This window comes from Bacillus sp. CCNWLW194 (assembly GCF_037120585.1).
In the GTDB taxonomy this organism is placed as follows: Bacteria; Bacillota; Bacilli; order Bacillales; family Bacillaceae_G; genus Bacillus_A; species Bacillus_A basilensis.
The window spans coordinates 20,275-31,540 of the sequence record NZ_JBBBBL010000031.1 but is presented as its reverse complement, the minus strand read 5'-3'; the positions used below and the strand labels follow the sequence as shown (position 1 = coordinate 31,540).

Annotated in this window: 10 protein-coding genes; 8 read left to right on the top strand and 2 right to left on the bottom strand. The window is 38.8% G+C overall.

What is annotated here, in order from left to right; all coding sequences use genetic code 11:
* Window positions 1–128 precede the first annotated feature (128 nt).
* On the top strand, window positions 129–1,082 hold the full coding sequence (locus V7S50_RS32920) for a TRM11 family SAM-dependent methyltransferase (protein ID WP_242256690.1): 954 nt from the start codon (window positions 129–131) through the stop codon (window positions 1,080–1,082).
* Between the two features lie 184 nt (window positions 1,083–1,266).
* Here the strand turns inward: V7S50_RS32920 and V7S50_RS32915 are convergent, their stop codons facing one another.
* Complete coding sequence (locus tag V7S50_RS32915; protein ID WP_242256688.1) at window positions 1,267–1,509, bottom strand: YflJ family protein; 243 nt, start codon at window positions 1,507–1,509, stop codon at window positions 1,267–1,269.
* Window positions 1,510–1,598: 89 nt separating this feature from the next.
* Here V7S50_RS32915 and V7S50_RS32910 point away from each other — a divergent pair, with 89 nt between their 5' ends.
* The 3 genes from V7S50_RS32910 to V7S50_RS32900 all read left to right on the top strand — a co-directional run bounded on the left by V7S50_RS32910 (window position 1,599) and on the right by V7S50_RS32900 (window position 5,341).
* Complete coding sequence (locus tag V7S50_RS32910) at window positions 1,599–2,651, top strand: proline racemase family protein (RefSeq protein ID WP_242256686.1); 1,053 nt, start codon at window positions 1,599–1,601, stop codon at window positions 2,649–2,651.
* A 19-nt stretch (window positions 2,652–2,670) separates the two neighbouring features.
* On the top strand, window positions 2,671–3,648 hold the full coding sequence (locus V7S50_RS32905) for an ornithine cyclodeaminase family protein (RefSeq protein ID WP_336376806.1): 978 nt from the start codon (window positions 2,671–2,673) through the stop codon (window positions 3,646–3,648).
* A gap of 325 nt (window positions 3,649–3,973) precedes the next feature.
* Window positions 3,974–5,341: a short-chain fatty acid transporter gene (locus V7S50_RS32900; RefSeq protein WP_242256682.1), complete on the top strand. Its 1,368-nt coding sequence runs from the start codon at window positions 3,974–3,976 to the stop codon at window positions 5,339–5,341.
* A gap of 497 nt (window positions 5,342–5,838) precedes the next feature.
* Here the strand turns inward: V7S50_RS32900 and V7S50_RS32895 are convergent, their stop codons facing one another.
* The gene (locus V7S50_RS32895) at window positions 5,839–7,161 is read right to left on the bottom strand and encodes an MFS transporter (protein ID WP_242256680.1); all 1,323 of its coding nucleotides are present in this window, start codon (window positions 7,159–7,161) and stop codon (window positions 5,839–5,841) included.
* A gap of 224 nt (window positions 7,162–7,385) precedes the next feature.
* Here V7S50_RS32895 and V7S50_RS32890 point away from each other — a divergent pair, with 224 nt between their 5' ends.
* From V7S50_RS32890 to V7S50_RS32875, 4 genes are all read left to right on the top strand, one after another.
* Window positions 7,386–8,975, top strand: coding sequence for an ATP-binding protein (locus V7S50_RS32890; RefSeq protein ID WP_242256679.1), 1,590 nt, complete (start codon window positions 7,386–7,388; stop codon window positions 8,973–8,975).
* A 19-nt stretch (window positions 8,976–8,994) separates the two neighbouring features.
* Entirely contained in the window at window positions 8,995–9,672 is a 678-nt protein-coding gene (locus V7S50_RS32885) for a response regulator (RefSeq protein ID WP_242256676.1), read from the top strand.
* Entirely contained in the window at window positions 9,669–10,637 is a 969-nt protein-coding gene (locus V7S50_RS32880; protein ID WP_242256674.1) for a tripartite tricarboxylate transporter substrate binding protein, read from the top strand. The genes V7S50_RS32885 and V7S50_RS32880 overlap by 4 nt, the downstream gene beginning before the upstream one ends.
* Before the next feature lie 225 nt (window positions 10,638–10,862).
* Complete coding sequence (locus V7S50_RS32875) at window positions 10,863–11,264, top strand: (deoxy)nucleoside triphosphate pyrophosphohydrolase (protein WP_000739608.1); 402 nt, start codon at window positions 10,863–10,865, stop codon at window positions 11,262–11,264.
* Window positions 11,265–11,266 lie beyond the last annotated feature (2 nt).

Here is an 11,266-nt window from a genome sequence, read left to right as displayed (position 1 = left end):
ACAGGCAGTCTCTTTTATTTATTAACGTTTCTCTTTATTTCCGGCATGTGATATCATTTAATTTTATACGAAAAGTATTGTAGCAATTGTAATCATAACAATTTTAAACGATAGAGGATGATCATAGATTGAATAATCATAGTAAAACACCTGCATGTATATATACGTATGCATTTCGCGAGGAGGAGCGTGCTTTATGTTACTTGGAAATGCGCTCGTTCTTTGGAATGGAGTCTCACGTTAATATTCTGAAAAGTAATGTCAAAATTGAACCGAGTAGAAGTGCGTTTATTAAAGAGCGCGTTGAGGTTATGTATGAAGGAGACGACCTAGAGAGTATTCTAAAACAAGTGGAACAAATTGATTTGGCGGGGGCGTCGTTTAAAGTTATCTTCGTTAAAATCAATGACCTGGTTGGAGAGAATAAAATTGAATATGGGGAAAGACGTCTGATTGAACGAGACCTTGGCATGCATATTGAAGGAGAAGCTGATGTTCGTAATCCAGAGCGTGTATTCGGGATTGTTCCTCTTGGAGGACGCTGGTACTTCGGGCACTATGTAGAAAGTGAACCAGTTTGGTATCATCACATAAAAAAACCGCATAGCTATTCGACTTCTCTTAGTACACGTGTTGCGAGATCAGTTGCAAATATTGCGGTGCCTAATCCAGAGGGAGTACGAGCAATTGACCCGTGTTGCGGCATTGGAACAGTAGTAGTAGAAGCACTTTCTATGGGGATTAATATCGTTGGTAGAGATATAAATCCACTTGTGGTTCTTGGAACGAGAAAAAACATCGCGCATTTCGGGTTTGAAGGAACAGTAACAAAAGGCCCAATTGAAGAAATTACTGAGAACTACGACGTTGCCATTATCGATATGCCGTATGATTTATTCACTCACGCAACACCAGAAGACCAATTCTCGATTCTTTCAAGCGCGCGCCGCATCGCTAAAAAGGTAGTCGTTGTCACGATGGAAACGATGGACGACATGATCCATGAAGCAGGATTCGAAATTACAGATCGCTGTATCACAAGAAAAGGATCATTTTCTAGACAAATTCTTGTTTGTGAATAAGAAAGGAAGGTCACCCGTTTGGGTGACCTTTTTTTGCTTTGTATTGATGTGTGATTAGTTGGCAGTTTGTGGGTGTTGTTTGTTGGAATTTGTCGATAAGTCGATATCCCATGTCGAATCGTCGATATATTTGAAAAATCGTTGATATATTTCGAGAATCGTTCGATATCGCTTTGTTAGTAAATTACTTTTCTTTTGTTTTTTCTTGTTCTGCAGTTAGTAAATTGCGTAAGATATGCCCGCGGTAACTTTCTAGTTTGCGTCCTTCATGATAGCGCACGCCTAATTTCTTTAGTTCAGCTACGTACCAGCCTTTTGTTCCGTAGTACATTGGATCACTTCCTTTTTGCTTTTGAACAGTATATGTTGGGGGTGGAAGTAACTTTCCATTGAAAATAATAAGCCTGGTTGTATCAAGGTGTTCCATAAAATAGCTTACGGATCGTGTATAAAAAAATAGACAGTAGTGTATGCTTTTTTAAACAATGTATACAAATTTATCGCCTATGCGTTGGCATGATATTTGCAAAGGAAATAGTATCAACATATAGGGGAGAGATAGAAATGAAGGTTAGCAAAGTGTACACGACAATTGATGCGCACGTAGCTGGGGAACCACTTCGAATTATTACAGGCGGCGTGCCAGAAATAAAAGGAGAAACGCAGTTAGAAAGACGTGCATACTGTATGGAACATTTGGATCATCTTCGTGAGGTTCTTATGTATGAACCGAGAGGGCATCACGGCATGTACGGTTGTATCATTACACCACCAGCAAGTGCTCACGCTGATTTTGGTGTATTATTTATGCACAATGAAGGCTGGAGTACGATGTGTGGGCACGGCATTATTGCTGTTATTACAGTCGGAATTGAAACAGGTATGTTTGAAGTGACAGGTGAAAAACAAAAGTTCATTATTGATAGCCCTGCTGGGGAAGTGGTTGCGTACGCAAAATATAACGGGAGCGAAGTAGAGTCCGTATCATTTGAAAACGTTCCTTCATTTGTATACAAAAAAGACGTTCCTATTAAAATAGATGACTATGAATTTCAAGTAGATATCGCATTTGGCGGAGCTTTTTATGCTGTAGTGGATAGTAAAGAATTTGGTTTGAAAGTCGATTTCAAAGACTTATCTGCTATTCAAACTTGGGGCGGTAAAATTAAGCACTACATTGAGAGCCGAATGGAAGTAAAGCATCCGCTTGAAGAAGGTTTAAAAGGAATATACGGCGTTATTTTCTCAGATGAACCGAAGGGGGAAGACGCAACTTTACGAAATGTAACAATTTTTGCTGACGGACAAGTAGATCGCTCTCCTTGCGGCACAGGAACTTCCGCAAGAATCGCAACCCTTTTTGAAAAAGATGCCTTGCAAAAGGGAGAAATTTTCGTCCACGAATGCATTACTGACGGAAAATTCGAAGGGGAAGTATTGTCGGTAACAGCGGTACATACATATGAAGCTGTCGTTCCGAAAGTAACGGGGCATGCATTTATTACAGGGTTTCATCAGTTCGTTGTAGACCCGAGAGATGATTTGAATCGGGGATTTTTGTTAGGATAAGAGGAGGAGGTGGAAAGATATGCTAGTTATAAGCGCGAACGAACAACGAAACTTAGTAAATATGAACGAAGTCATTGAATACGCGGCGCTTGCTTTACAAGAATTTTCCGCAGAAAGAACGATCACACCAATACGTACTTCACTGCCATTTGCGAATGAGAAAAATACGGCATTAATTATGCCTTCAGTAGCGGAAGGACTTGAGGCACTTGGCTTAAAAGTAGTAACAGTAGTCCCCGAGAACAAAAAGATAGGAAAGAAAACGATAAACGGGATTGTGATGCTATCAGACTTTCAAACGGGAGAACCGCTTGCACTTTTAGAAGGATCGTACTTAACGATGATTCGAACAGGCGCCTTATCAGGAGTAGCGACAAAACATTTAGCTCGTCATAACGCAAAAACTTTATGTATTATCGGGACCGGAGAACAGGCGAAAGGAATTGCCGAAGCTGTATTTGCGGTTAGAGGTATTGAAAAAGTCATTTTATACAATCGAACAGAAGAAAAAGCGTATGCATTTGCGCAATATATACAAGAGAAATTTGGTAAACCTGCTTATGTTCATACAAATCCAAATGAAGCAATAAGCGAAGCAGACATCATCGTCACAACTACGACCGCATCCACACCAGTCTTCTCAGAAAAACTACAAAAAGGCGTCCACGTAAACGCCGTCGGCTCATTCAGACCAAGCATGCAAGAACTACCATCCCACGCCATCGTAAGCGCAACAAAAGTAGTAATCGAATCAAAAGAGGCAGCATTAGAAGAAACGGGTGATCTTCAAGTTCCGATACAAGAAGATTTATTCAAAGCTAGCGACATCCACGCCGAACTTGGTCAAATTATAAGCGGGGAAAAAGCAGGCCGCGAAAGCGATGAAGAGATTACTGTTTTCAAATCGGTTGGTTTGGCAGTGGTGGATATTATTGTTGCGAAGTATTTGTATGAGAAAGCGGTGAAGCAGGGAGTGGGGAATAGGATTGAGTTTTGATTGGGGGGCTGCCTTTTGGTGGTCTTTTTTTGTAGGGGTTGGGTTCTTCTGTGTTAATGGATCTTGTTTGGAAGAATTGTGACAAGTAATTATTAACATAAGATATAGAGGACAGGAGTACATGAGGGATGTATGAAGAATGCATAAAAATTGAATTTTTCTAGTATAAACATAGAAGCGGATTAAGAGGTGGAAATAGCAGATAGAGATGAAAAACTTCATTAAATCTAGTAGGAGAAGAATTTACAAGTGCAAAAGGGTTTTATTTTCTTTTGTGGAATGATATTTATAGTTCCCTTATTAAAATTTAGAAAGGAGAATATTTATGAAACATTCCTTATTGGAGACAAATACAGAGCCAGGAAAGAAAGAATCATTGCTTACACGGTGTGCAAATGTATTTTCGAGATGGTCTCAGAAATATGTCCCGGATGCCTTTGTTATTGCTGTGCTGCTTACTTTATTTACTTTCATTATAGCTTTGTTGATGAATCCCTCAAATCCGTACAAGATCGTAAAATCTTGGGGGGATGGATTTTGGACTTATTTAACGTTTACAATGCAAATGGTATTGCTAATGGTTACAGGAATGACGCTAGCTTCTGTCCCGTTTATTAATAGAGGTTTGCAGTCCGTTGCAAAGTTGGCCGATACACCTCAAAAGGCTTATACGATGACATTTTTGATTAGTGCAATTGCATACTATATCAATTGGGGACTAGCTGTAGTTGTGGGAGCGATCATTGCGAAGGAAGTGGCGAAAAAGAATCCGAATGCACATTTTCCATTACTTGTAGCAGCTGCTTATGCTCCGACAGCCTTATATAGCGCAGGTCTCTCTAGTTCTATTGGCCTGACAATTGCCACAAAGGATCATTTTCTTATAGATATGATTGGAATTATTCCTACCTCACAAACAATCTTTAGTTATTCTACTCTAATTATTTTTTTCGCTCTATTCATCACGATGCCAATTATTATTGTACTTATGGCTCCAAAAAGTGGGATTATCAGGTATAAAGCACTCGAAACAGATACAAATTCTTTTGTAAAACCTGCTCAAAAAAAATTAACTCCTGCGGAAAAACTGGAATGGACACCCGTTTTAGGAATAGTATTAGGCGTAATCGGCACGTTGTATTGTGTTTATGAATTCATAAACGGTCATAGTTTAGATTTAAATATCATTAATTTGTTTTTCTTGTCACTTGGTTTGCTCCTGCATGGTTCTCTTGGCAACTTTGCACAAGGATTCAAAGAAGCTGCGCAATCCATATCTCCAATTATCCTACAGTTTCCATTTTATGCGGGGATTATCGCTGTTTTAGGTAGTTCAGGATTGGGAAGCTCAATCATTGAATGGATGGCATCCATTGCGTCAAAGGATACATTTGATATATTTACATATTGGTCAGCGGGTTTGGTGAACTTATTGGCACCATCCGGCGGGGGACAATGGGCTTTACAAGGGCCACTGCAGGTCCCGGCAGGATTGAAGTTAGGTGTAGATCCGGCTACTATTGCTATGGCGGTAGGCTGGGGGGACGCATGGACAAATTTGATTCAGCCATTCTGGGCACTACCTCTTTTAGGAGTACTGGGATTGAAAATTAAAGATATCATGGGTTATTGTTTCATTCTCTGCATTTGGGTCGGAATTGTTACAAGTGTATTGATGTTATTTCTATATTAGTTTTAATAGGAATGCACATCACTATTAAGTAATACGATTAAAATGAAGGTGAAATGGATTTAGAAGCATAGACGAAGTATTTATGAATATCCTAGATTTCAGTATCAAATTTCTGGATATCTATGTTATTCCATGTAGGAACGGCAATTACAAAAATCACTTGAAGTTGCATAACATTCATCTGTAAACATCTCATTTTCTATCTGTTAAGAAACTTTGCAATAGAACCATCTTTTGAGAAGTCATAAGAGATACTCGCAAGCCTTATTTGAAGTAAAATCAGTTAAGGATCTATCAATAGAGTAAATCCTATTGATAGATCCTTAATGTTGTAAATCCGCAAAATCTTGATGCTACCCTATGCCCATCTTTAGCTTAACCGTAGAAATCCCCAAAAAATCAAACTCACATATACCATCTTGGCACTCTTTCAGATAAAGTATTTAAAATCTAGTTCAGATAAATGAAAATCATAGAATACATACCCTTTTATAATTTTAGCTAGATTTATTATTAACTAATGTATCCCCACCACCAAGCTCCGCCTCAATCTGCGAAGTCTTCGATGACTCATCCATACGCCAATACGTAATAAAGCTGATGGCGATACATCCAGCTACGTAGAAGTAGAATAGTGATTCCATTCCGATACTCTTTAGCCATAATGCGATGAACTCAGCAGTTCCTCCGAATATCGCAACGGTTAGTGCATATGGTAAACCTACGCCAAGTGCGCGAATTTCGGTTGGGAAGAGTTCTGCTTTTACAATTGCGTTAATCGATGTGTAACCAGTAACGATAATGAGACCGACCATCATGAGTAAAAATGCTACGATTGGTTCTGTCGTTTTTTCCATGAAGAAGAAGATTGGTGCCGTTAGTAATGTTCCGAGAATACCGAATGCCATTAATAGTGGGCGGCGTCCAATTTTATCGGATAATAGTCCTGCAATTGGTTGAAGTACGACGAAAATAAGTAGTGCGACAAAGTTAATCCAGCTTACAATTTCTTTCGGAAGGCCGACTGTGTTTACCATGAACTTTTGTAAATATGTTGTGTACGTATAGAATGCAACAGTGCCTCCGAGTGTTAGGCCGACTACTGTTAATACTGCTTTCGGATGTTTCATAAGAGCGCTAATGGTTCCTGCGCTTTCGCGTTTTTGTGATTTTATGTTTGAGAATTGCTCTGATTCATCCATCGTGCGGCGAAGCCATAATACAGCTACTGCGCCCATCGCCCCAATAATGAATGGAATACGCCATCCCCAAGCTTTCATATCTGGTTCGCTTAGTAATTGCTGAAGAACAATTTGAACGCCTAACGCAACCATCTGTCCAGCAACGAGCGTTACATATTGGAAGCTTGAATAAAAACCACGGCGACCACTACTAGCCATTTCAGATAAATACGTTGCGGAAGTTCCGTACTCTCCGCCAAGTGATAATCCTTGTAATAAACGAGCAAGAACTAAAATAATAGGCGCCATAATCCCGATGCTTTCATAACTCGGTGTACAGGCAATAATTAAAGAACCACCGGCCATAACCGTAATCGAAAGTGTTAATGCTGCCCGGCGTCCGTGCCGATCCGCATAACGTCCCATTAGTAAACTTCCGATAGGGCGCATTAAAAATCCAACTGCGAAAATAGCTGCTGTGTTCAGTAACTGGCTCGTTGGATCGCCTTTAGGAAAGAACTCTGCTGAAAAATAAACAGCAAAAGCAGAGTAAACGTACCAGTCGTACCATTCAATTAAATTGCCGACAGAACCTTTGAAAATATTGCCGGCGACTCGGTTAGATTTTGCTTGAGCCATAATAATTCCTCCTCTTGCTTAGTAATAAAAGGTATATATGAAAGCGTGTTCATTGTATTTGAATTGTACTGTCCTTCGTTTGAAATCTCAATATTATGACAATTTTATTCTTTTTGTACTTTATGTACATGGATATTTTTAATAGTTGCTTCATTTTCAGTTTTGTCATAATAATAGAAAAAGGAGATTGATAGTTTCGAATATTTTATCAAAGGATATGAAGCATGAAAAAATCACGCAAAGTGTCATTGCAAACGAAAATAGTAAGCTTAATTATCGCGTTAATTTTATTTGTCGTTCTCCTATTAGCGGGAATATTTGTTTACATTCAGTCCGTTGATACGAAGCGTCAAGTGGAACAGCTAGCACTACAAACGGCTAAATCTCTTTCTTTTATGCCAGCTATAAAAGATGCTTTTCAAAATAATGAGTATAAAAGTACGATCCAATCCATTGCGGAACAAGTTCGCGAGCAAGCTGGTGCAGATTATGTAATTGTGGAAGATCGCTATGGGGTTATGTATTCCCATTCTAATTCGGAGTTAATTGGTACAAGGAGTAACAATCCATATAACTATGAAGCACTCACTTTTGGTGGTTATTATACGCTCGAAGGAAATGGTGTAAGTGGTCCGGCTTTAATGGCGAAGGCACCTATTATTGTTCATAACGGAGACTACGATCAAGTAGTAGGCGTTGTGACAGTAGAGTTTTTAATAAAAGGTATTGAATCTAACATATTGAGCAGAACGAAAGAAATTATACTCTTTTCCTTAGCGGTATTACTAGCCGGAATTGTTGGTGGCATTCTTTTAGCACGTAGCATTCGTAAAGATACACTCGGTTTAGAGCCGAATGAAATCGCAGCGTTATACCGGGAACGAAGCGCGATACTACTATCTATAAAAGAAGGGATTATCGCCATTGATCAAAATGGTTTTATTACGATGATGAACAGGTCGGCAGAAGAAATGCTACATGTAAATGATGATTATATGCAGCAGCACATTTCAAAAGTTTTACCAGATTTTAATATGGAAAGAGCGCTAGAAACCGATCAAGAAATCGCGTTTCAAGATAAAGTATTTATTTTAAACATGACACCAATACTCGAAAATGATAATACAGTAGGTATTGTATGTAGTTTTAGAGATAAAACAGAACTGCAAAACCTTGTGAACACAATATCTGAGGTAAGAAAGTATTCAGAGGACTTACGTGCTCAAACGCATGAATTTACAAATAAACTTTTCGTTTTATCAGGATTACTTCAGTTAGGACATTACAAAGAAGCAATTGAATTTATCCAACAAGAATCTAACATTCATCAAAGCCAAAACCATATTTTATTCCATCAAATTCATGATGCGAAAGTACAAGCTATTTTATTAGGAAAACTCGGAACAGCGTCTGAGAAGAAAATTGATTTTCATATTGAAGGAGATAGTGCACTTCATCCGTTACCAGACCATATAAAAGTGTCGCATCTTATTACGATCCTTGGAAACATAATCGATAATGCATTTGATGCGGTGAATGAACGAGAGGAAAAGAGTGTTTCCTTCTTTGTTACGGATATTGGGCACGATATTGTGTTTGAAGTGATAGATAGCGGGATAGGGATACCGGCAGAAAAAATAACGACCATTTTTCAAAAAGGATTTTCAACGAAAGGAACTGATCGTGGTTACGGACTAGCAAACGTGAAAGAAATGGTAGATCTACTAGAGGGAACAATTGAAATTCAAAACGAGAAAAATGGGGGAGTTATTTTTACAATTTACCTTCCGAAAACATTGAGAGAAAGTACATAACAAACAGGGGGATGGGCATATGTTGAAGGTTGCAATTGCAGAAGATGATTTCCGCGTCGCGCAAATTCAAGAGGAGTTTTTATTGAGAATAAAGGATGTAAAAGTGATCGGAAAAGCATTGAATGCAAAAGAAACGATGGAACTATTACAAAGAGAAGAAATCGATTTGCTTCTATTAGATAACTACTTACCAGATGGAATTGGTACAGACTTATTGCCGAAAATCCATGCTGACTTTCCAAACGTTGACGTCATTATGGTTACTGCGGCAAATGAAAACCATATGTTAGAAAAAGCAATTCGAAATGGTGTAAGCAACTACCTCATAAAACCGGTCACGTTAGAAAAATTTGTTCGCACAATTGAAGACTATAAAAGAAAGAAGCAATTATTACATAGTAACAATGAAGTAAATCAAGCGCTCATCGATAATTTTTTCGGTATTTCACAAACACAAAACATAAAAAACTTACCGACAGGTGTTGATCCGTTAACACTGCAAAAAGTGAAAGGCATTATAAAAGGGTTCGAAGCGGGCATTACAATAGAAGAAATGGGAGAACAAATGGGAGCCTCCAGAACAACCGCGAGAAGATACTTAGAATACTTAGTAGCGACAAACGAATGCACAGTAGAGTACACATACGGCATTATCGGACGACCAGAACGAAAGTACCGAATAGGACGAGGGCTATGAAAAAACGATTATTACTATGTATATGGATCATGACAGGAATAATAGCTGGTTGTTCCTCGGAAAAAAATCAAACGAATACAGTAAATATAGACAAAGTCGAAATCGTTGCGCCAAACGTTCAAGGAGCCGGATGGGACTTAACAGCACGGGCAATGCAAAAAACACTAACAGAAGAAAAAATCTTCACAAAACCAATCACAGTCACAAACAAAGTTGGTGGTAGCGGTGACGTCGGATGGAAATATACGAAACAAAAAGGCGGTCACGTACTGGCGATTAACTCAAGCTTACTCATAACGAACAACCTGCTAGGCCACAGTAAACTAACATATAAAGACTTCACACCGCTCGCGCTACTCGCATCGGACTGGGAAGTCGTAGTCGTATCAAAAGACTCAAACATAGAAAACGCAAATCAACTAATGGAACAACTAAAACAAGACAAGAAAAACTTTAAAATCGGCGTTGCCCCAGGCCTAGGAAACGACGATCACCTATCCTTCGTGCAAGTAAGCAAAGCCTTCGGCATAAATCCAGCCGAACTACAATTCTTCGTCTACGAAAACAAAGAAAAAATCATAAACGCCCTAACGAACAAACAAATTAATGCCGCAACCATGACACTATCTGAAGCCGAAAAACAATACAAAGTAGGCAAAATAAAAATATTAGCCGTATCCTCTGAAAAACGGTTAGACCGACTACCAGAAATTCCAACGTGGAAAGAACAAGGCATCGACGTTGTCTTCCAACACTGGAAAGGGATTATGGGCCCGAAAGATATGACGGAGGAAGAGGTTGCTTATTGGGATGGTGTGATTAAGAAGATGGTGGAGAGTGAGAGTTGGAAGGGGATTTTGAGGGAGCAGGGGTGGGAGAGTTTTTATAAGGGGAGTGGGGAGACTAGGGGGTTTTTGGAGGAGTGTGATTTTAGGTATGAGAAAATGGTGAAAAAAGAGGCGTAAGAGGGAAGTGTTCAATCGGGCTTTATTTTTGTAGTTACTTCTATATAATATAAAAGAGATGAGAGTGTTAGGCTAATTGCATTAAAAGGGCTAGATAGCGATAGATAAAATCTAGCTTACTGATTAAAAATATATTAGTCGTTAAAAGATATAAAAGGCATTTTTCAGTCTATAAAGTGTGGAAACATAAAGTATAGAGTTTCTGTGAGATTTAAGGAGGACATAATGAAGAAAAATATTTATGTTGTTGGAGCAGTAATTGTTCAAGATGAGAAAATTTTATGTGCACAAAGAGGACCATCTAAATCGCTACCTCTTATGTGGGAATTTCCAGGTGGGAAAATAGAAGAGGGAGAAACACCTCAAGAGGCGTTAAAGCGTGAAATTGATGAAGAAATGCATTGTAGCGTGCAGATTGGTGAGCAAATTGATTATACAGCCTATGAGTATGATTTTGGTATTGTTCATTTGAAAACTTTCTATTGTAAACTTGTTGAAGGAAGTCCGGTTCTAACTGAGCACGTAGCAATTAAATGGTTATATCCGAATGAACTAGCAGCTTTAGAATGGGCACCTGCGGATATCCCAACTATTGAGAAATTATCAAAAGAATCGATTGTAAAGTAATT